The following is a 21,261-nucleotide window of genomic DNA, read 5'->3' as shown; positions in this document are numbered from 1 at the left end:
ATGTCGATGAGTGTCGGCTCCGATAGCGGAGAAGAAGATACCGTGATGTCGGAGATCAACACGACGCCCCTCGTGGACATCATGTTGGTTCTCCTGATCATCTTCCTGATCACCAGCCCGGTAGTGATGCACCTGCTGAACGTCAAGCTGCCGAACGAAGTCAACCAGCCTGTCAAGAACAAGCCGGAAGACGTGAACATCATCGTCAGCAAGGACGGGGACATCTACTGGGGCCAGAAAAAGATGGCCAACACGGACGAGCTGTTTGAGAACCTGAAGAAGGAATCGGTCAAGGTCCCTCAACCGGCAGTCCACGTGCGTGGTGACATGAGCACCCGTTACGAGTCCATCGGCCGCGTGATCTACACGGCCCAACGTGCTGGCGTGCAAAAGGTCGGTTTCGTCATCGAACCGCCTGACAAGGGCTAAGTCCCTCGCCGCGGCCCCCGGGCCGCGGCGGCAACCAGACACCAGAAAGGAAACACTATGAGTATGAACGTCGGCTCGGGCTCCGGATCCAGCAGCGCAGATCCGGAACCGATGATGGAAATGAACATGACGCCGCTGATCGACGTCATGCTTGTGCTGATCATCATGATGATCATCACCATTCCGAAGCAGATGCACTCGGTCAACCTGAACATGCCGGTCGGTAACCCGCCGCCGCCGACGACGCCGCCGACGGTGGTGACGATCGACGTGGACTTCGACGGCACTATCCTCTGGGACAATGTTCCTGTGCCGGATCGTGCTACACTCGAAGCGAAGCTGGCCAATGTGGCCGCCCAGGCCGATCAGCCGGAAGTGCACCTGCGTCCGAACAAGCTGGTCGAGTACAAGGTGGTCGCTGGCGTGATGGCTTCGGCCCAGCGCCTCGGCGTCACCAAGATCGGTATGGTTGGCAACGAGCAGTTCCAGTAAGCTTTACGACTGTGACGAACACGGCAGGGTTTCCCTGCCGTGTCTATTTTGAGGAAAGATTTTCACAAACATGTCCAAGTTCCGTCTCGCACACCTCGGCCTCGTGATGGCCGCACTCGGCTTCACTGCTGCCGCCCCGGTCGTCGGCCTGGCTCCCGCCTACGCCGCCGAAACCGTGCGCCCCGAAATCGGCAAGCCGCTGCAGGAAGCCCAGCAGCTGATGAAGGCAGGCAAGAACAAAGACGCGCTGGCCAAGCTGCACTCGCTCGACAGCGTCAGCGGCAAGACCCCGAACGAAACCTACCTGATCGAGCGCACCCGCGCCGCCGCTGCCTCGGCCGCTGGCGACTACGACCAGGCCGCCAAGGCGTTCGAAGCCCTGCTCGCTTCCGGCAAGCTGTCGGCCACCGAGCGCGCCCAGTTCTCCGAGGGCCTGATCGGCATCTACATGCGTGGTGGCGACCTGAACAAGGCAAACGCCGCGATCGAAAAGCAGCTCAAGGAAAAGGATGATCCGAAGCTGCGCGCCTACCTGCTGCAGAACTACTACAAGCAGGGCAACTGGAGCGCGCTCGAGACCGAGCTGAAGAGCGCCGAGAAGCGCGGCGGCCTGAACGAAGACCAGCTGGGCATGCTGGCCAACGTGCAGCTGAAGAAGAACGACAAGGCCGGCTATGTCAACACGATCGAGAAACTGGCTGCCAGCTATCCGAAGGCACGCTACTGGGACGATCTGCTCAACCGCGTGCAGGGCAAGCCGGGCTTTTCCGGCCGCCTGCTGGTGGACGTGTACCGCCTGAAGCTGGCCAACAACCTGATGAAGAAGCCGAGCGAGTTCATGGAAATGGGCCAGCTGGTGCTGCAAGCGAAGGCTCCGGCCGAAGCCGTCAAGGTGATCGACAAGGGCTACAAGGCCGGCGCGCTGGGTCAGGGCCCGGATGCGGCGCGTCACCAGCGCCTGAAGGACCTGGCTGCCAAGACCCTGGCCGAGCAGAACAAGAACGCCGCCACCGACGAAGCCGAGTTCAAGAAGCAGAAGGACGGCGACGCCCTGGTCGCGCTGGGCTACGGCCTGGTGCAGGCTGGCCAGGTCGACAAGGGCCTGAAGATGATGGACGAGGCGATCAAGTCGGGCACCGTCAAGAACATCGAGGACGCCAAGCTGCACCTGGGCGAAGCGTACGCCGTCGCCGGCAAGAAACAGCAGGCGATCAACACGCTCAAGGGCGTGGACGGCAAGGAAGGCGCAGCCGACCTGGCCCGTTACTGGATCATGGCCATCAACCACCCGATGTCCTGATTGCGGTTCAGATCGCACCAATGAAAGCTGCCGGCCCCGCGCCGGCAGCTTTTTTTTCGGCCATGGGCTGGGGGATTTTGGCCACCGTTCGACGCACGCCGGCTCCCGTAGGGTGGGCAGATTCTGCCCACGCGTTCAACACAGGCCGGCAATGCCACAAGGCTTGCGACTACACCTCTGCCGTCTGAACGCGTGGGCAGGAAACCTGCCCACCCTACAACACCTCAACCGTGAAATCCCGCTTCGCCGGCCCCTGCGCCAGCCCTTTCCCCGCTTCAGCAATGTGCAACAGCCCACTTGACCGTATAATCTGATATTTCGCTCCGGATTGACCCAGCACCCGAATGAAGGTATTTCGCGGACTTCCCAACGACAGGGCCCGTGCTCCTTGCGCGCTCACGATCGGCAACTTTGACGGCGTCCACCGCGGCCACCAGGCTTTGCTGGCGCACGTAACCGGCGCCGCGGCCCGGCTCGGGCTGGAAGCGGCCGTGATGACCTTCGAGCCGCACCCGCGCGAATTCTTCGCCGCCAAAATGGGCGACGACTCGAAGGCGCCGGCGCGCATCGCCAACCTGCGCGACAAGCTCAGCGCCCTCGACAACGCCGGCATCGACCGCGTCATCGTCGAACACTTCAACGACCACTTTGCATCCCTCTCCCCGCGCGAGTTCACCGAGCGCGTGCTGGTGCAGGGCCTGCACGTCAAATGGCTGATGGTCGGCGAGGACTTCTGCTACGGCGCCCGGCGCGCCGGCAGCGTGCAGACCCTGATCGAGGCCGGCCGCGAGTACGGTTTCCACGTCGAGTCGCTGCCCGCCGTGATGCACGGCCCGCTGCGCATCTCCTCGTCCGAAGTGCGCGCCGCGCTCGGCCGCGGCGACTTCGACACCACGCGCGACCTGCTCGGCCACTCGTACTCGATGTCCGGCCACGTCATCCACGGCGCCAAGCTCGGCCGCACGCTGGGCTTTCCGACCATGAACCTGCACGTCGTGCACCGCCCCGCCCTGTCCGGCGTGTTCGTGGTGCAGGTGCATGGCCTGGCCGACCGGCCGCTGCCCGCCGTCGCCAGCCTGGGCGTGCGTCCCACCGTCGAGGACCAGGGCCGCACCCTGCTCGAAGTACACGTGTTCGACTTCCACCAGGAGTGCTACGGCAAGCTGGTGCGCGTCGAGTTCCTGGCCCGCCTGCGCGACGAAGAAAAATACAGCGACCTGGCCACGCTCACCGCGGCGATCGAGCACGACGGCCAGCAGGCGCGCGCCTGGTTCGCGCAGCGCGCCGGAGCCCTGACCGCCACCGACCGAATTTGACGCCCGCGCCCGGCGGCAAGCGCCGCGCACCTGTACGTCACGACCGAATCCACTTTTGAAACAGCATATGTCCGATAACAGCAAACCCGTCCAGAACAAGCCCGCCAAGGCGGCCGACAAGCCCCAAAGCAAATACCCGGTCAACATGCCCGACACCGCGTTCCCGATGCGCGGCGACCTCGCCAAGCGCGAGCCGGGCTGGGTCAAGCAGTGGCAGGACAAGAAAATCTACCAGCGCATCCGCAAGGCTGCCGCCGGCCGCCCCAGGTTCGTGCTGCACGACGGCCCGCCGTACGCCAACGGCGACATCCACCTGGGCCACGCGGTCAACAAGATCCTCAAGGACATGGTGGTCAAGTCGCGCACCATCGCCGGCTTCGACGCGCCCTACGTGCCGGGCTGGGACTGCCACGGCATGCCGATCGAAATCCAGATCGAAAAGCTGTACGGTAAAAACCTGCCGACCGCCGAAGTGCTGCAGAAGGCGCGCGCCTACGCGCACGAACAGATCGACCGCCAGCGCGCCGGCTTTATCCGCCTGGGCGTGCTCGGCCAATGGGAAAACCCGTACATGACCATGGCCCACGGTAACGAGGCCGACGAGCTGCGCGCACTGGGTAAGCTGCTCGACAAGGGCTACGTGTACCGCGGCCTGAAACCCGTGAACTGGTGCTTCGACTGCGGCTCGGCGCTGGCCGAGGCGGAAGTGGAATACCAGGACAAGCGCGACCCGGCGATCGACGTCGGCTTCCCGTTTGCCGAACCCGACAAGCTGGCCGCCGCGTTCGCGCTGCCCAAACTGCCGCAGTGGGACGGCTACATCGTCATCTGGACCACCACCCCGTGGACCATCCCGTCCAACCAGGCGCTCAACGTGCACCCGGAAGTGACCTACGCGCTGGTGCAGGCCGAGCGCGACGGCAAGCCGCTGCTGCTGATCCTGGCCGAAGACCTGGTCCAGTCCTGCCTGGAGCGCTACAAGCTCGAAGGCCAGGTCATCGCCACCACGGTTGGCGAGACGCTGGCCGGCATCCGCTTCAAGCACCCGCTGCACAATGCGGACAAATTCTACGACCGCACCTCGCCCGTGTACCTGGCCGACTACGTGACCACCGACAGCGGCACCGGCGTGGTCCACTCGGCGCCGGCCTACGGTATCGAGGACTTCCAGTCGTGCAAAGCGCACGGCATGAAGGACGACGACATCCTGAAACCCGTGATGGGCGACGGCCGCTACGCCTCGACGCTGCCGCTGTTCGGCGGCATGACGATCTGGGAAGCGTCCAAGCCGATCTGCGCCGCGCTGACCGAAGCGGGCGCCCTGTTCGAACTGAAGATGTTCGACCACAGCTACATGCACTGCTGGCGCCACAAGACCCCGATCGTGTACCGCGCCACCAGCCAGTGGTTCGCCGGCATGGACGTCACGCCCAAGGACGGCGGCGCCACCCTGCGCGAGACCGCGCTGGCCGGCATCGAGCAGACGCAGTTCTTCCCCGACTGGGGCAAGGCGCGCCTGCACGGCATGATCGCCAACCGTCCGGACTGGACCCTGTCGCGCCAGCGCCAGTGGGGTGTGCCGATGGCCTTCTTCATCCACAAGGAAACCGGCGACCTGCACCCGCGCACCGCGCAGCTGCTGGAGCAGGTGGCCAAGCTGATCGAAAAAGACGGCATCGACGCCTGGCACAAGCTCGACCCGAAAGACCTGCTGGGCGAGGACGCCGCCCACTACGAAAAGAACCGCGACACGCTTGACGTCTGGTTCGACTCCGGCACCACGCATTTCACCGTGCTGCGCGGCTCGCACAAGGAAGAATCGCACTTCCCGGCCGACCTGTACCTGGAAGGCTCGGACCAGCACCGCGGCTGGTTCCACTCGTCGCTGCTGACCGCCTCCATGCTCGACGGCCGCCCGCCGTACAAGGCGTTGCTCACGCACGGCTTCACCGTGGACGAGCATGGCCGCAAGATGTCCAAGTCGCTCGGTAACGTGCTCTCGCCGCAGAAGATCAGCGACACGCTGGGCGCCGACATCCTGCGCCTGTGGGTCGCATCGACCGACTACACGGGCGAGCTGGCCCTGTCCGAAGAGATCCTCAAGCGCGTGACCGAAGCCTACCGCCGCATCCGCAACACGCTGCGCTTCCTGCTCGCGAACACCTCCGACTTCGACCCGGCCACCAACGCCGTGCCGGTCGCGGACATGCTCGAGATCGACCGCTGGGCGATCGCCATGACCGAACAGCTGCAGAAGGACGTGGCCGCCAGCTTCGACCGCTACGAGTTCCACCCGGTCGTGGCGCGCCTGCAGAACTACTGCTCGGAAGACCTGGGCGGCTTCTACCTCGACGTGCTCAAGGACCGCCTGTACACCACCGGCCTCGATTCCAGAGCACGCCGTTCGGCGCAGACCGCGCTGTGGCACATGACGCACGCTTTGCTGCGCGTGATGGCCCCGATCCTGTCTTTCACCGCCGAGGAAGCCTGGGCCGTGTTCGCCGGCGCGGAAGGCTACCAGGCCAGCATGGAAACCATCTTCACGCAAACGCTGTGGACCTTCCCGCAGGTGGCCGATGGCGAAGCGCTGCTGGCCAAGTACACCGAGCTGCGCGCCGTACGCGCCGCCGTGACGAAAGAGCTGGAGGAGCTGCGCGCGGCAGGCAAGATCGGCTCGTCGCTGCAGGCCGAACTGGTGATCAAGGCTGCGGGCGAGAAGTACAAGCTGCTCGACAGCCTCGGCGACGACCTCAAGTTCGTGTTCATCACCTCACAGGCCAAGGCGCTGCAGGCCGCCGGCGAAGCCGAGGAATCGGTTGCCGTCACCGCGTCCGAAGCGCCCAAGTGCGAGCGCTGCTGGCACTACCGCGCCGACGTGGGCAGCCACCACGAGCATCCGGGCCTGTGCGGCCGCTGCGTGAGCAACCTGTTCGGCGCCGGCGAAGATCGCCGCTTCGCGTAAAGTGATCGGTCCCGCCCGCAGCGCGACAAGCGATGCGGGCGGCCCTCGACCCTGACAACGACAATATGGCAACCAAAAAGAAACCGGCCTTTGTAAGCGCCCCCGCTTCCCGCGCCAACAGCCTGATGCCGTGGCTGGGCCTCGCCTTCATCGTCATCCTGCTCGACCAGCTCTCCAAGATCACCATCACCACGCTGTTCATGCATGGCGAGGAAAAGACCATCACCGGCTTCTTCAACCTGGTGCTGGCCTACAACGAGGGCGCAGCGTTCAGCTTCCTGTCCAATCAGGGCGGCTGGCAGCGCTACCTGTTCACCGCGATCGCGCTCGGCGCGGTCGGTTTCATCCTCTACCTGCTGCGCCGCCACGCCGGCCAGCGCCTGTTCTGCTGGGCGCTCGCGCTGATCATGGGCGGCGCGCTTGGCAACGTGATCGACCGCCTGGCCTACGGCCACGTGATCGACTTCCTCGACTTCCACTGGGAGGGCTTCGGCCACTTCCCGGCCTTTAACATCGCCGACTCGGCGATCACCATCGGCGCGATCCTGTTCATCTTCGACGAGCTGCGCCGCGTGAACAAGCAATGAGGGGGGCACTCCAATGAGCCTGGACCTGAACGGGAAGAAAATCGTACTGGGCCTGTCCGGCGGCGTGGCCTGCTACAAGGCCGCCGAGCTGTGCCGCGCGCTGGTCAAGCAAGGCGCCAGCGTGCAGGTGGTGATGACCGAGGCCGCGACGCACTTCATCGGCGCGGTCACGATGCAGGCGCTGTCGGGGCATACGGTTTATACCGATCAGTGGGACCCGCGCATCGCCAACAACATGGCGCACATCGATCTCACGCGCGGGGCCGCCGCGGTGCTCATCGCGCCCTGCTCGGCCGACTTCATTCGCAAGCTGGTGCACGGGGCCAGCGACGACCTGCTCTCCACCCTGTGCCTGGCGCGCCCGCGCCATGTGCCGCTGCTGGTCGCCCCTGCCATGAACGTGGAGATGTGGGAGAACCCGGCCACGCAGCGCAACGTGGCCCAGCTGCGCGCGGACGGCGTCGCCGTGCTCGGTCCTGCCGCCGGCGAGCAAGCCTGCGGCGAGACCGGCCTTGGCCGCATGCTCGAGCCGCAAGACCTGCTCGACGAGCTGGTGGCCTCGTTCCAGCCCAAGGTATTGGCCGGCAAACGCGTCCTGATCACCGCCGGCCCGACCTTCGAGCCGATTGACCCGGTGCGCGGCATTACCAACCTTTCGTCCGGCAAGATGGGTTACGCGGTCGCGCGCGCCGCGCGCGAGGCCGGCGCCGAGGTGCTGCTGGTGTCCGGCCCCACCACCCTTCCCACGCCGCACGGCGTGCGCCGCATCGACGTGCAGAGCGCGCGCCAGATGTACGAGGCCGTCATGGGCGCCGTACCCGGCCAGCATATCTTCGTGGGCGTGGCGGCCGTGGCCGACTGGCGCGTGGCCAACCCGAGCGACCAGAAGGTCAAGAAGCAGGAAGGCGGCGCGCCGCCTCAGCTCCGGTTCGAGCAGAACCCGGACATCCTGGCCACCGTGGCCGCCACCACCAGCCTCTCCGGCTGGCCCTACTGCGTGGGCTTTGCCGCCGAATCGGAAAACCTGCTCGAATTTGGCGCGGCCAAGCGCGAGAAAAAAGGCATTCCTCTGTTGGTCGGCAATATCGGCCACCACACTTTCGGGCAGGATGACAACAGCATCGTCCTGTTCGACGAAACCGGCCACACGGTCCTGCCGCGCGCCCCCAAGCTGGTGCTGGCGCGCCAGCTGGTCTCCGAAATCGCCAAGCGCCTCGAACAGCGCTCTTTGCTTACCTGACAACAACGCATGAAAACCATCGACATCAAGATCCTCGACCCGCGCATGAAGGACCAGCTGCCACAGTACGCCACGCCCGGCAGCGCGGGGCTGGACCTGCGCGCCTGCATCGACGCGCCGCTTACGCTGGAACCGGGCCAGACCGTCCTGGTGCCAACGGGCCTGGCGATCCACCTGGCCGACCCCGGCTATGCGGCAGTGATCCTGCCGCGCAGCGGGCTCGGCCATAAGAACGGCATTGTTTTGGGCAATCTGGTAGGCTTGATTGACTCCGATTACCAGGGCCAGCTGATGGTCTCGACCTGGAACCGCAGCCAGTCCGCCTTCACGCTGCAGCCCATGGACCGGCTGGCCCAGCTGGTCGTGGTGCCGGTGCTGCAGGTGGGCTTTAACGTGGTGGAGGAGTTCGCATCGACTGAACGGGGCGCCGGCGGTTTCGGCAGCACCGGAAAAGGATAAATGAGGAGAATCATGAGCCGCATCCATCGCCTGCGCCCCGCGGCGCTTGGAATCACCGTTGCCCTGCTGCTGTCGGCCTGCGCCACCCAGGCGCCGATGAAGCCGACCGGCCCGTCCACCGCGGCCCAGCCCACGCGCGAAGCGCCGGCCATGACGCCGCAGATGGCCGCCAACGTCGAGACCCTCACGCGCATGGCGGCGCTGCAGGAACGCCTGTACCACGTGGCGGCTCCGCTCCTGATCGAAAACGCCGAGCTGTGCAAGACGCACGCGCGCAACCTGCTCGGCTTCACCGCCAAAAATCGCTACTCCTACCCGGGCGAATACAACGAAGCGGCGCACGTCGCCTTCGGCATGGACGAGCGCCTGCAGGTCACCGAAGTGCTCGCCGGCAGCGGCGCCGCGCGCGCGGGCCTGAAGGTCGGCGACGGCCTGGTCGCCGCCGGCGCCAAGCCGCTGCCCACCGGCCGCCATGCACTGTCCGGCGCCGGCGCCATCTTCGCGCCGCTGGTCGCATCGCAGGCCGCGCTGCCGCTCACCATCGAACGCAAGGGCGCCACCCGCGAGCTGACGATTCCCGTCACGCGCGCCTGCGCCTACGCGATCGAGCTGGGCAACGCCGACAACGTCAACTCCTATGCCGACGGCCAGCGCATCATGGTCACGCGCGGGATGATCGAGTTCACCCGCGGCGACGACGAACTGGCCTACGTGCTCGCCACCGGCCTTGCGCACAACGTGCTTGGCCACGCGGCGGCGCAGCGCAACTCGGCCACCATCGGCAGCATCATCGACAACCTGGTGCGCGTGAAGCCCGACGACTCCATGCTGATCGGCAGCGGCGGCATCAAGGCCATGCCCGCCGACATGGATGCGCAGGCCGACCGGCTGGCGGTGTACATGCTGGCGCGCGCCGGCTACAACATCGACGGCGACGACAACTTCTGGAAGCGGCTTGCGACCACCGTGCCGGCCACCGTGCTCAACGGGTACACCGCCAACCACCCGGCGGTCGATGCGCGCGTTGCCGCCATCAACCGGACCGTGGCAGAAGTCAAGACCAAGCGCTCGGCCAGAAAGCCCCTGGTGCCGTGATCCCGTAGGGTGGGCAGGTTTTCTGCCCACGCGTTCAGCCAGCGGCAGCGCAGCCGGCGAGTGCGCCATGACGCCCGCGCCGGTTGAACGCGTGGGGTGGCGCCGGCCAGTGGCCGGCGCCACAAGCTGCCCACCCTACGCTATGATTGCCATTTCCTCATCGACGGCATCTGGCAATCGCCCATGGACAGCATCGACCTCGAAGTACTGAAAACCGCCGCCGCCTGGCTCGCTGCCGGCCACCGCTGCGAACTCGTCACCGTCATCAAGACCTGGGGTTCGAGCCCGCGCCCGCCGGGCGCCATGCTGGCGATCCGCGAGGGCGGCGAGATCGTCGGCTCGGTTTCGGGCGGCTGCATCGAGGACGACCTGATCGCCAGCGTCGCGCGCGACGGCATCAGCCAGACCATCCCCTGCTTGCGCGACTACGGCATCAGCGCCGACCAGGCACGCCGCTTCGGCCTGCCCTGCGGCGGCACGATCCAGCTGGCGGTCGAGCCGCTCTCGGCCGCCAGCGGCATCCCCGAACTGCTCGGCCGGCTCGCGCACGGCCACACCGTCGAGCGCCGCATCGACCTGAAGACCGGCGCGGTCAGCCTGGCCAGCGCCAGCGCCGACAGCGCCCTGCACATCGAGGGCGACCTGCTGGTGACCGTGCACGGCCCTCGCTGGCGCCTGTTCATCATCGGCGCCGGGCAGCTGTCGCGCTTCCTGGCGCAGGTCGCCAGCGCCATGGACTACCGGGTCACGGTGTGCGACCCGCGCGAAGAATACCGCAGCGGCTGGGACGTGGCGGGCGTGGAGCTGGTGCATGTGATGCCCGACGACCTAGTGATCGAGGCGCACCTGGATGCGCGCAGCGCCGTGGTGGCGCTCACCCACGACCCCAAGCTCGACGACCTGGCGCTGATGGAAGCGCTCAAGTCCGAGGCGTTCTACGTCGGCGCGATCGGCTCGCGCCTGAACAACGCCAAACGCCGCGAACGCCTCAAGCTGTTCGACCTCACCGACGAACAGCTGGCGCGCCTGCACGGCCCGGTCGGCATCTACATCGGCAGCAAGACCCCGGCCGAAATCGCGATCTCGATCCTGGCCGAGATGACGGCGGTGAAGAACGCCGTCCCTGCCGGCCTGCTGGTGCCGCACGCGGTGGCCGCGCCCGCCGGCACCGCTGGCTGCGCCCTGCCCTGATTCGAACGCAAGAAACGGCTGGCGGCGCACCTTGGCGGTTGCCACAATACGCGCCTGCCCAAACCACACAACAAGAATGAACACTGCAAACCTGATCCGACTCGTCACGCTCGCCGCCATCTGGGGCGGCTCGTTCCTGTTCATGCGCATCAGCGCGCCGGTGCTCGGCCCGGCCGTGCTGATCGAGTGGCGCGTGCTGCTCGCAGCGCTGTTCCTGATGCTGGTCGGGCTGGTGCTGCGCCGGCGTGCCGCTCCCTTGAATTTGCGCGAGAACTGGAAGCACTTCCTGGTGCTTGGCTTCTTCAATTCCGCCCTGCCGTTCCTGCTGTTTGCGTTCTCGGCGCGCACGCTGTCCGCGTCCGTGATGTCGGTGGTGAACGCGACCGCGCCAATGTGGGGCGCCATCATCGGCGCGGTCTGGGGCCGCCAGCCGATCAAGGCGCGCACTGCGCTTGGGCTGGTGCTGGGCACCTTGGGCGTGGCCCTGCTGGCGGGCTTCGACAAGGTGTCCGCCAGGCCCCGCGCCGGCATCGCGCTGATGGCCACGCTCGCCGCCGCCTGCAGCTACGGCATCGCGACTACCTACGCGCGCTCGGCCAGGAGCGTGGCGCCGTTCGCCAACGCACACGGCTCGATGTGGGCCGCGGCCCTGCTGGTGCTGCCTGCGCTGCCGTTCTTCCCGCAGCCAGGCCAACCCACGCTCACCGTCGCGGCCAGCGTGCTCGCGCTGGGCGTGCTGTGCAGCGGTATCGCCTACCTGCTGTACTTCCGCCTGATCGAGGAGATTGGCCCGACCTCGGCCCTGACCGTCACCTTCCTCAACCCGGTGTTCGGCATCCTGTGGGGCTCGCTGTTCCTGGGCGAAGTGGTCGGCTGGTACACCGTGGCCGGCGCGGCCATCGTGCTGGTCGGGACCGCCCTCGTCACCGGCTTCACGCCGCGCTTTGGCCGCGCCCCTGCCGTGGCGGCGGGCAAATAGATGGCGGCCACCCTGGCGATCCCGCTGCCCGCTGCCTACCGCAGCGAGGACGTGCTCGACTTCCATCGCCGCGACAGCGAGTCCGTCGCCGAACAGGTATCGGCCACCTCCCTGCGCAAGGGCGTGATGTTCGACGGCGTGCCGGTCGTGCTCGAGGTGCAGATCGGCAGCCAGGCCGCGCGATGCCGCATCGACGCCGGCGGCAAAGTCGGCAAGCGCCTGGGCGCGGTGGCGCATGACGCCCTCCTGAACATCCTCGGCCTGCGCATCGATCCCGCACCGTTCATGCAAGCAGTGCGCGGCGACGCCCTGCTCGGCGCGGTCGTGCAGCGCATACCGGGCCTGCGCATCGTGCAGTCGGCCACCGTGTTCGAGGCGCTCACCTGGGCGATCATCGGCCAGCAGATCAACCTGCCGTTTGCGATCGCGCTGCGCCGCACCTTCATTCAGCAGGCCGGACGCCAGCATGCGAGCCGCTTGTGGTGCTATCCCGAGGCGGCCGACGTGGCCCGGCTCGATCTCGACGCTCTTACCAGCCGCAAGTTCTCGCGCGCCAAGGCCGAGACGCTGCTGCGCGTGGCGCGGCTGGCGGACAGCGGCGAACTGTCGCTCGCGCGCGACGACGATCCGGTACGCGCCGCGCACGCGCTGCTGGAGGTCAAAGGCATCGGGCCCTGGACCGTCAACTACACCCTGCTGCGCGGCTACGGCTACGCGGACTGCTCGCTGCATGGCGACGTGGCGATTCGCACGGCGCTGCAGCGCCTGCTGGGCGCGGACAGCAAGCCCGACCTGGCGCGCACCGAAGCGCTGCTGGCACGCTACGCGCCGCACCGGACCATGGCCGCCGCCTACCTGTGGGCCAGCCTCAACCAGCCAGCCGGCTGATCCATGCAGGCAGGCTGAAGCGAACTGGTCTTGCCCTAGCGCAAACCGCCTGACAGGCCGGTCGCGATACTGTTCCCCTTGGCTAGAACCACGGGGAAAGGCATGACGATGAAATCGCGACTCCTGCTGCTGCCGCTGCTCGCCGCGTGCGCGCCAACGCACGCGCAACTGTTCGACGCCGACCAGCGCGGCGCCTATCTGTCCGCCCAGGTCGGCAACGGCCACATCGACGGTTCCCAGGCCACCGGCCACACGGGGATGCGCTGGCGGGCCTTCGAGGTGCGCGCCGGCCGCGACCTGAACCCGCGCATCGTCGGCGAGGACACGATCGAAAGCAGATCGACCGCGCGCATCGACTTTGTGTACTACAACGAGGGCCACCCCGACAACAACCACCGCGACGGCTTTGCCTTCCAGTTCACCTACACGCGCCGGTTTGGCGACGCGCTCACGGCCGAACTGTCGGTGGGGCCGTACACCAGCATGAACACCACCACCCAGGGCGGCGTGCAGATCGACCAGGCGCGCCGCGGCATCCTGTACAGCGCGGCCTTGCGCTACCCGCTCGACTGGTGGGCCAAGGGCGCGCACCTGCGGCTGGGCTACAACCACGTGGCGATGCGCGACACCTTCCATTCCGACGCGCTGATGGTCGGCATCGGCCGCCATTTCACGGACGTGCCGCCGTTTCCGGAAACCGACTTCGCGCGCAGCCGCCTGTGGCTCGGCGCCTCGTACGGGCGCTCGTTCACCAGCCAGTCCGGCACCCAGGACGCCAACGGCGCGATCTTCGAAGCCAAGCAGTACGGCGGCAAGTGGGCCATGTCGTTCAAGGGCATTTTCGAAGGCGACGACCGCGTACGCGTGGACCGGCGTGGCATGGCGGCGCAGTTCTGGTTCGTGCAGCCGCTCACGTCCAGTTGGTCGGCCCAGGCCGGCATCGGACCCTACTTTGCCGAAAACCGCCGCGAGGGTAACCGCACCGGCGTGCACGGCCTGATCACGCTGCAATTCGAACGCAACCTGTCCGAGAACACCAAGGCCTACTTCGCGTTTCACCGGGTGAAAACCTTTCGCGAATCGAACGACCGCGATTTGTTCCACCTGGGCCTGAGCCACGCCTTCGGCAGCTAGCGCCTGTGCGGCCAACGCAACGACGCCTGCCGGCACCGCTCAGTCCCAGCGTGGCAGGCCGTCGAACTGCTGCGCGCCCTCCCCGGAAAAACGAATCAACTCGGTCAATGGCACGGTGGCCAGGTTGTCGCGTCCGTAATGGCCGCCTAGCGCGCTCGGTATCTTGAGGCAATACTTGCGCCCGGCCGCCAGCGGCCCCAGCGTGGTCTCGGCCAGGTGCACCACCTCGGGCATGTACCAGTCGTTCAGGAAAGCCTGGTTGTAGGCCAGCGCGTCGAACGCCGCCTGATCCTCGGCCAGCGGCTCGCAGCACAGGTCCTGCGGCCGCACACGCCAGAACCGGCCATCCTCGTCGCGGATGATCAGGTTGCCGAAGGCGTTTTCGCCCAGCACTTCGACGGCGGTCAGCCCGCACCAACCCCAAGCTTCGTTAATTTCATCAACAGTAATCATCGATCACGCTCCGCATCCATGAATACCATGGCCGCTCTCAGGCAGCCCCAGCAACTCCTTCGACAGCGCCGGTGCGCTACTGTCGCGTCAGCATGCACGGGAGTTGATGCAAATCGAGGACGCCGAAGCTTGCCGCAGACAAATGAAATGCAGCTGCTCAGCGGAAAACGATAAGGCCAAGGTCCAATTGGCGCGGCGGTGCCGCTTGCCTACATTCGATGCAGCGGCAGGCAATCCGCCACCGGATACAGGAGACTTTTGTCATGAATCGAACAATACATGTAGCGCTCGCAGCGGCGTTGTCGGCCGCGACCGGGGGCGCGTTGGCGCAAGCCCAGGCGCAGATGCAACTGCCGCAGGCCCGGCCAGCCCATGGCCAGAGCGCAGACCGGCAAAGCCGGGACGAATCGGCCTGCGTCACGACGGCACGCAAGCGCACCGGGCTGGACCCCTACGTCCTGGCCGAAAACTCCACGCCTCTGCAACCGGGCAAGGGCATCACCAGCGTCCCGATTGAAGCGCCGTCGATGGCGATGGGCTCTTCCGGGGGCGGCGCAACCGGCGCCGGCAGCGAAACCGGCACCCAGCCTGCGCAAGCCGGCGCCATGGGCGCATCCGGCGGCGGGCAAACCGGGGCCGGCGGCGAGCAGATGGGCGCCCAGGGCGGCATGGCCGGTGGCGGGCAGATGGGCGCCAGCGGCAGCACCGGCGAAACCGGCGCCGGCGGCATGGCATCGACCGGAGGCGCGGCTGGCGCCGGCATGTCGGGCGCTGGCGCAACGGGAGCGGCCGGGTCCAGCGGAGCGGCGGGTGCAACTGGCGCCGGCGGCACCCAGATGGCCCAGCACAACACCGCGGACGTGTTCAACCGCGCGTTTGCCAGGTGCATGACCAGCCGCGGCTACATCGTCGAGAGCGTCAGCCAGGGCGGCACACCGTAATTAGCTTCACGGGCGCATTGATCCCTGTCAGAGCGGCGGCTGCAACCGCCGCCGCATCCGGGGCCTCCAAATGGCAGAGCAGGCGCGCCGGCCGCGCGCGTCCCCCGTCAGAGGAGCAACGCCATGACGCACCCGCTTAGCAAGCCCGGCCTGGCCATCGGGGCCGCCGCCCTCGTGCTCACGAGCGCCGCGGCGCACGCGCAAGAGCCCGAGTCCGGGCAATGGCAGTTCGAGGTCGGTCCATCGCTGTGGGCCACCGCCGCCAGTGGCTACCTGCGGCCGTCCCCGGCGGCGCCGGTCGCGCACTTCAACGACAGTTTTGGCAACATGCGCCTGAATGCCGCCACCTTCAGCATGGACGCGGGCCGCGGCCGCTGGGGCGTGCTGGCCAACCTGGCCGGCATCGGCCAGTCGCGCGATTCCGACCCGCTGCGCCACGGCGAGCCCGGGCGCACCAAGCCGGACGGCACCTACAGCGTCGCCCAGCTGGCCGGCGCCTACCGCCTGTCCAGCGATCCGGACACCCACTTCGACCTGGTGGCCGGCGTGCGCTTTTCCTCGCTCGACATCGACGTGACCCAGCCGCAAAGCGTCGCCCCGTTCTCATGCGTCAAGTGCAGCCACAACGAACACTGGACCGACGGCATTGCCGGCTTTCGCGTCGAGCATCGTCTCGACCGCGACTTGTGGATCACTACCTATGCCGACTATGGCGGCGGCGGCAGCAACAGCACCTGGCAGGCCCTGCTCGGCGCCAGCTGGCGCATCGACGAGGACATGAACCTCAAGTTCGGCTACCGCATCCTGAGCACCGACTTCCGGAAGACCCAGCTCATGTACAACCTGAAGACGGGCGGCCTGTACGCCGGGCTCGGCATGCGATTCTGAGCGTGGAAATGAAAAACGCCGCCGGGCTGTTAGCACCGGCGGCGTTCTGAATCTGGTTGCGGGGACAGGATTTGAACCTGTGACCTTCGGGTTATGAGCCCGACGAGCTGCCAGACTGCTCCACCCCGCGTCTGATGCTTTGCATTATACGCCCCTTCGACCGATTAGGCAAACTCAATCCTTCCGCGATGTGCGATTGCAGCAGATAGCCTCCGGCGACGGACATGCAAGACGCATTGTTGCCGGCAGGCGCGCATGGTGGCGGCAGATGCGACGCGCGGTACTGCCGGGTTGGCGCGTCCGTCAACTGCGGCGCGGCGGGCGCAATCAGTGTAAAGTAAGCGCAATACCATTTCTCGCGCTACCTATGAAATTCTGTTCCGAGTGCGCCCACCCGGTCGCGCTGGCCATTCCCGAAGGCGACAACCGGCCGCGCTACGTGTGCACGCACTGCGATGCCATCCATTACCAGAATCCCAAGCTGGTGGTCGGCTCGATCCCGGTCTGGGAAGGCGACGGCGAACTCAAGGTGTTGCTGTGCAAGCGCGCGATCGAACCCCGCTACGGCTACTGGACCTTGCCGGCCGGCTTCATGGAAAACGCCGAGACCACCGCCGAGGCCGCGGTGCGCGAAACCGAGGAGGAAGCCGGCGCCCACATCGAGCTCGGCCAACTGTTCACCCTGCTCAACGTTGCCCATGTGCACCAGGTGCACCTGTTTTACCTGGCGCGCCTGCGCGACCTCGAGTTTGCACCCGGCATCGAAAGCCTCGAGGTGCAGCTGTTTTCCGAGCGCGAGATCCCCTGGGACGAGCTCGCCTTCCCGACCATCCGTACCACGCTGGAACTGTTCTTTGCGGACCGCGTCAAAATGAGGGAAGGCGGCAGCTACGGTTTCCATAGTCACGACATCGTGCGCCCCATGCGCATGGCCGGCGCCCCCGGCTGACCCCCATGATCCCCTGGCTCGAGACAAATACGCCGTTCCCCGACGTGTCCGAGGCATTGACCATCGACGCGCCGGGCCTGCTCGCGGCCGGGGCCGACCTGTCGCCGCAGCGGCTGCTGCTGGCCTACCAGAACGGAATCTTCCCGTGGTTCTCCGAGGGCCAGCCGATCCTGTGGTGGAGCACCGACCCGCGCATGGTGCTGTACACCGATCACTTCAAGATCAGCGACAGCCTCAAAAAGACGCTGCGCCGCGTCGAGCGCAGCCGCACCGCCGGCGGGCGCTGGGACGTGCGCTTCGACACCTGCTTCGAAACGGTGATGCGCGCCTGCGCCGCCCCGCGCAAGGACGGCCCCGGCACCTGGATTTCCGAGGACATCATCGACGGCTACACCGGCCTGCACCAGATGGGCTACGCGCACTCGTCCGAAGTGTGGCTGGACGGCCAGCTGGTCGGCGGCGCCTACGGCGTGTGCATCGGCCGCATGTTCTACGGCGAGTCGATGTTCGCGCGCGTGTCGGACGCGTCCAAGGTTGCGCTGGCCTACCTGGTCGCGTTCCTGCGCCAGCATGGCGTGCGCATGATCGACTGCCAGCAGGAGACGGCGCACCTGGCTTCGCTTGGCGCGGCGCCGATTTCGCGCGCCTGCTTCGTCCAGCACCTGCGCGCGGCCATCCGCGAGCCGGCGATCACCGACTGGCAAGTGGTGCCACCGTTCGCTGCCGAACGCTGAGAATTGCGAACTTTCGCTAGAATGAGCTCACACGTCGCCAAGAGAGCATTTGCATGACGCACCTAAACGACCTGCCCTTCTCTACGCTGCAGTTCTACACGACGGCGCCCTACCCGTGCAGCTACCTCGACGCGCGCCAGGCGCGCTCGCAGGTCGCCACGCCGTCGCACCTGATCAATGCCGACGTGTATTCCGAACTTGTCAAGAACGGGTTTCGCCGCAGCGGCATCTTCACCTACCGTCCGTATTGCGACGGCTGCCGCGCCTGCATTCCGGTGCGCGTGCGCACCGCCGACTTCACGCCCAGCCGTGGCCAGCGCCGCGCCTGGAAGCGCCACGCCGACCTGGTGGCCATGGTGGCCAACCTGTCGTTCTCGGACGAGCACTACGCGCTGTACCTGCGCTACCAGACCACGCGCCACGCCGGCGGCGGCATGGACCAGGACAGCCGCGACCAGTACGCGCAGTTCCTGCTGCAAAGCCGCGTCAACACCCGCCTGGTCGAGTTCCGCGAGCCGGACGGCACGCTGCGCATGGTCTCGATCATCGACGTGCTGTCCGACGGGCTCTCGTCCGTGTACACCTTCTTCGATCCCGATGTGCCTGGCGCCTCGTACGGCACCTACAACGTCATGTGGCAGGTGGACCAGGCGCACGAGCTCGGGCTGCCCTATGTGTACCTGGGCTACTGGATCGAGCAGAGCCCCAAGATGGCCTACAAGATCAACTTCCGCCCGCTGGAAGCGCGCATCGACGGCGTCTGGGGCGTGCTGGAGCGCTGAACACTTGCACGGTAGGGTGGGCAGGTTTCCTGCCCACGCGTCCAGCAGGCGCGTGCAAGACGGTGGCCATGAGCATCATCGACGGGGGTTGAACGCGTGGGCGGGAGACCTGCCCACCCTACGGTAAAATGTCGGGCATTCTTTTTCGAGTGCCCTATGTCCGACAAGCTCCTGTACGCCCTCACCCGCCCGCTGCTGTTTTCCCTCGACCCCGAAACGGCCCACAACCTGACCCTGCCGGCGCTGCGCCGCGCCGAAAGCCTCGGCCTGCTGCGCCACCACGCGCGCCCGGCGCCCGATCCGCGCACCGTCATGGGCATCACCTTCCCCAACCCGGTGGGCCTGGCGGCCGGCCTGGACAAGGACGGCGCCTACATCGACGGCCTGGCCGCGCTCGGCTTCGGCTTCATCGAGGTGGGCACCGTGACCCCGCGCGCGCAGCCGGGCAACCCGCGCCCGCGCATGTTCCGCCTGCCGCAGGCGCACGGCATCATCAACCGCATGGGCTTTAACAACGGTGGCGTGGACGCCTTTGTCGCCAACGTCCAGGCCTCGCGCTTTTACCAGGAAAAGCTCGGCGTGCTGGGCCTGAACATCGGCAAGAACGCCGACACGCCGATCGAGCGCGCCGCCGACGACTACCTCATCTGCCTGCGCAAGGTCTATCCGTACGCGAGCTACGTCACGGTCAACATCTCCTCGCCCAACACCAAGAACCTGCGCCAGCTGCAGGGCGCATCCGAACTGGACGCGCTGCTCGCGCAGCTCAAGAGCGAGCAGGCGCGCCTGGCGGACCAGCACGCCCGCTACGTGCCGATCACGCTCAAGATCGCGCCCGACATCGACGCCGACCAGGTCCGCAACATCGCCGACGCGCTGCTGCGCCACAAGATCGACGGCGTCATCGCCACCAACACCACGCTCTCGCGCGACGCCGTGCAGAACATGCGCCACGGGAGCGAGACCGGCGGCCTGTCCGGCGCGCCCGTATTCGAGCTGTCCAACACCGTGATCCGCGGCCTGAAGAAAGAGCTCGGCAACGAGATCCCCATCATCGGCGTGGGCGGCATCATGCGCGGCGCGGACGCGCGCGCCAAGATCGACGCCGGCGCCTCGCTCGTGCAGCTGTACAGCGGCCTGATTTATGCCGGCCCGGCCCTCGTGCGCGAATGCGCGGCAGCCCTCAAGGCCTGATTGGAGTACCCCATGAAAAAGAACCAGCTTGGCAGCACCGACCTGCACGTCACCCGGGTCTGCCTGGGCACGATGACCTTCGGCCAGCAGAACACCGAAGGCGACGCCCACAGCCAGCTCGACTACGCGCTCGAACGTGGCATCAACTTCATCGACACCGCCGAGATGTACCCGGTGCCCGGCCGCGCCGAGACGCAGGGTTCAACCGAGCGCTTCATCGGCAGCTGGCTCAAGAAGAGCGGCAAACGCAGCCAGATCATCCTCGCCTCCAAGATCGCCGGACCGAATCCGTCCATGGACTGGATTCGCGGCGCACAGCACAACCTGGGCGCGGCCGACGTGCGCCAGGCGGTCGAGGACAGCCTGCGCCGCCTGCAGACCGACTACATCGACCTGTACCAGGTCCACTGGCCCAGCCGCAACCTGCCGATCTTCGGCGCCAACGCCTTCGTGCCGGAGAAGGAACGGCCCGGCGTGGCGATCGAAGAGACGCTCGCGGCGCTGGACCAGATGGTCAAGGCCGGCAAGATCCGGCACGTGGGCGTCTCCAACGAGAGCGCCTGGGGCGTGTGCGAGTACGTCAAGCAGGCCGAGACCAAGGGCCTGCCGCGCATCGCCACCATCCAGAACCTGTACAACCTGACCGCGCGCGCGTTCGAGACCAGTCTGCTGGACGAAGCCTGCTACCGCGAGAGGGTGAGCCTCCTGGCCTACAGCCCGCTCGCGTTCGGCCAGTTGACGGCCAAGTACATCGACGACCCGAAGGCAGTGGGGCGGCTGTCGATCTTCCCGCCCACGTGGAGCCCGCGCTACCTGCGCCCGGCCGTGATCGAGGCGACGAAGGAATATGCGGCGCTGGCGCGCGCCAACGGCTTGAGCCCGGCGCAGATGGCGCTGGCATGGTGCTATTCGCGCTGGTTCGTGGCCTCGACCATCATCGGCGCGACCAACCTGATGCAGCTGAAGGAAAACATCGACGCCGAGCAGATCACGCTGCCGCAGCAGGTGCTGGACCAGATCGACGCCATCCACGCGCGCTACACCAACCCCGGCCAGTAAAACCGTCGTCCCGGCGAAAGCCGGGACCGATGCTGAACGTGAAGCCAACCTGCGTCCGCACAAGCGACCGCCCTAAAGCCGTCGTCCCCGCGCAGGCGGGGACCCATGCTGAGCACGCGGACTGGCGGCGCTTTTCCATATCGTGCAAACGGTCCATGGGTCCCCGCCTGCGCGGGGACGACGTTGCAA

Annotated in this window: 21 protein-coding genes and 1 tRNA gene; 20 read left to right on the top strand and 2 right to left on the bottom strand. The window is 66.8% G+C overall.

Annotated elements, in window-relative coordinates; genetic code table 11:
- The 13 genes from NX773_RS02085 (at position 1) to NX773_RS02025 (ending at position 14,072) form a co-directional block, all read left to right on the top strand.
- Positions 1 to 429 (top strand): ExbD/TolR family protein, encoded by a 429-nt coding sequence (locus tag NX773_RS02085; protein WP_258854733.1) that lies wholly within the window; start codon positions 1 to 3, stop codon positions 427 to 429.
- Between the two features lie 57 nt (positions 430 to 486).
- On the top strand, positions 487 to 921 hold the full coding sequence (locus NX773_RS02080) for an ExbD/TolR family protein (protein WP_258854732.1): 435 nt from the start codon (positions 487 to 489) through the stop codon (positions 919 to 921).
- A gap of 70 nt (positions 922 to 991) precedes the next feature.
- Positions 992 to 2,221 carry a tetratricopeptide repeat protein gene (locus NX773_RS02075; protein WP_258854731.1) on the top strand — a complete coding sequence of 410 codons (1,230 nt, stop codon included), beginning with the start codon at positions 992 to 994 and terminating at the stop codon, positions 2,219 to 2,221.
- Between the two features lie 344 nt (positions 2,222 to 2,565).
- Entirely contained in the window at positions 2,566 to 3,537 is a 972-nt protein-coding gene (locus tag NX773_RS02070) for a bifunctional riboflavin kinase/FAD synthetase (protein WP_258854730.1), read from the top strand.
- Positions 3,538 to 3,604: 67 nt separating this feature from the next.
- A complete protein-coding gene (ileS, locus tag NX773_RS02065) occupies positions 3,605 to 6,499 on the top strand; it encodes an isoleucine--tRNA ligase (RefSeq protein WP_258854729.1) in 2,895 nt (964 codons plus the stop codon).
- Positions 6,500 to 6,564: 65 nt separating this feature from the next.
- A complete protein-coding gene (lspA, locus tag NX773_RS02060; protein WP_258854728.1) occupies positions 6,565 to 7,086 on the top strand; it encodes a signal peptidase II in 522 nt (173 codons plus the stop codon).
- Between the two features lie 19 nt (positions 7,087 to 7,105).
- Complete coding sequence (gene coaBC, locus NX773_RS02055; RefSeq protein ID WP_258855825.1) at positions 7,106 to 8,326, top strand: bifunctional phosphopantothenoylcysteine decarboxylase/phosphopantothenate--cysteine ligase CoaBC; 1,221 nt, start codon at positions 7,106 to 7,108, stop codon at positions 8,324 to 8,326.
- Between the two features lie 9 nt (positions 8,327 to 8,335).
- Positions 8,336 to 8,785, top strand: a complete 450-nt coding sequence (gene dut, locus NX773_RS02050; RefSeq protein WP_258854727.1) for a dUTP diphosphatase — start codon at positions 8,336 to 8,338, stop codon at positions 8,783 to 8,785.
- A 12-nt stretch (positions 8,786 to 8,797) separates the two neighbouring features.
- Positions 8,798 to 9,880 carry a M48 family metallopeptidase gene (locus NX773_RS02045; protein ID WP_258854726.1) on the top strand — a complete coding sequence of 361 codons (1,083 nt, stop codon included), beginning with the start codon at positions 8,798 to 8,800 and terminating at the stop codon, positions 9,878 to 9,880.
- Between the two features lie 183 nt (positions 9,881 to 10,063).
- Positions 10,064 to 11,071, top strand: a complete 1,008-nt coding sequence (locus NX773_RS02040) for an XdhC family protein (protein WP_258854725.1) — start codon at positions 10,064 to 10,066, stop codon at positions 11,069 to 11,071.
- Positions 11,072 to 11,147: 76 nt separating this feature from the next.
- Positions 11,148 to 12,050, top strand: a complete 903-nt coding sequence (locus NX773_RS02035) for a DMT family transporter (RefSeq protein WP_258854724.1) — start codon at positions 11,148 to 11,150, stop codon at positions 12,048 to 12,050.
- Positions 12,051 to 12,938 carry a DNA-3-methyladenine glycosylase family protein gene (locus NX773_RS02030; RefSeq protein WP_258854723.1) on the top strand — a complete coding sequence of 296 codons (888 nt, stop codon included), beginning with the start codon at positions 12,051 to 12,053 and terminating at the stop codon, positions 12,936 to 12,938.
- Between the two features lie 108 nt (positions 12,939 to 13,046).
- Positions 13,047 to 14,072, top strand: a complete 1,026-nt coding sequence (locus NX773_RS02025) for an outer membrane beta-barrel protein (RefSeq protein WP_258854722.1) — start codon at positions 13,047 to 13,049, stop codon at positions 14,070 to 14,072.
- A 39-nt stretch (positions 14,073 to 14,111) separates the two neighbouring features.
- Here NX773_RS02025 and NX773_RS02020 read toward each other — a convergent pair whose 3' ends face one another.
- Positions 14,112 to 14,525 (bottom strand): T6SS immunity protein Tdi1 domain-containing protein, encoded by a 414-nt coding sequence (locus NX773_RS02020; protein WP_258854721.1) that lies wholly within the window; start codon positions 14,523 to 14,525, stop codon positions 14,112 to 14,114.
- 263 nt (positions 14,526 to 14,788) lie between these two features.
- Between NX773_RS02020 and NX773_RS02015 the strand changes: the two genes are divergently transcribed.
- Together NX773_RS02015 and NX773_RS02010 are read left to right on the top strand one after the other, a co-directional pair.
- The gene (locus NX773_RS02015; RefSeq protein WP_258854720.1) at positions 14,789 to 15,466 is read left to right on the top strand and encodes a hypothetical protein; all 678 of its coding nucleotides are present in this window, start codon (positions 14,789 to 14,791) and stop codon (positions 15,464 to 15,466) included.
- Positions 15,467 to 15,589: 123 nt separating this feature from the next.
- Complete coding sequence (locus tag NX773_RS02010; protein ID WP_258854719.1) at positions 15,590 to 16,354, top strand: porin family protein; 765 nt, start codon at positions 15,590 to 15,592, stop codon at positions 16,352 to 16,354.
- Positions 16,355 to 16,407: 53 nt separating this feature from the next.
- Here NX773_RS02010 and NX773_RS02005 read toward each other — a convergent pair.
- A tRNA-Met gene (locus NX773_RS02005) sits at positions 16,408 to 16,484 on the bottom strand.
- 237 nt (positions 16,485 to 16,721) lie between these two features.
- Here NX773_RS02005 and NX773_RS02000 point away from each other — a divergent pair.
- The 5 genes from NX773_RS02000 (at position 16,722) to NX773_RS01980 (ending at position 21,072) form a co-directional block, all read left to right on the top strand.
- On the top strand, positions 16,722 to 17,303 hold the full coding sequence (locus NX773_RS02000; protein WP_258854718.1) for an NUDIX hydrolase: 582 nt from the start codon (positions 16,722 to 16,724) through the stop codon (positions 17,301 to 17,303).
- A 5-nt stretch (positions 17,304 to 17,308) separates the two neighbouring features.
- Positions 17,309 to 18,037, top strand: a complete 729-nt coding sequence (aat, locus tag NX773_RS01995) for a leucyl/phenylalanyl-tRNA--protein transferase (protein WP_258854717.1) — start codon at positions 17,309 to 17,311, stop codon at positions 18,035 to 18,037.
- Between the two features lie 53 nt (positions 18,038 to 18,090).
- Positions 18,091 to 18,819: an arginyltransferase gene (locus NX773_RS01990; RefSeq protein WP_258854716.1), complete on the top strand. Its 729-nt coding sequence runs from the start codon at positions 18,091 to 18,093 to the stop codon at positions 18,817 to 18,819.
- Positions 18,820 to 18,975: 156 nt separating this feature from the next.
- Positions 18,976 to 20,013, top strand: coding sequence for a quinone-dependent dihydroorotate dehydrogenase (locus NX773_RS01985; protein ID WP_258854715.1), 1,038 nt, complete (start codon positions 18,976 to 18,978; stop codon positions 20,011 to 20,013).
- Positions 20,014 to 20,025: 12 nt separating this feature from the next.
- Complete coding sequence (locus NX773_RS01980; RefSeq protein ID WP_258854714.1) at positions 20,026 to 21,072, top strand: aldo/keto reductase; 1,047 nt, start codon at positions 20,026 to 20,028, stop codon at positions 21,070 to 21,072.
- The last annotated feature ends 189 nt before the right edge of the window (positions 21,073 to 21,261 follow it).

Origin of the sequence: Massilia solisilvae, assembly GCF_024753215.1 — a bacterium.
Lineage (GTDB): Bacteria > Pseudomonadota > Gammaproteobacteria > Burkholderiales > Burkholderiaceae_D > Telluria > Telluria solisilvae.
The sequence above is the reverse complement of the archived record's forward strand: the minus strand, read 5'-3'. Positions and strand labels throughout refer to the sequence as shown.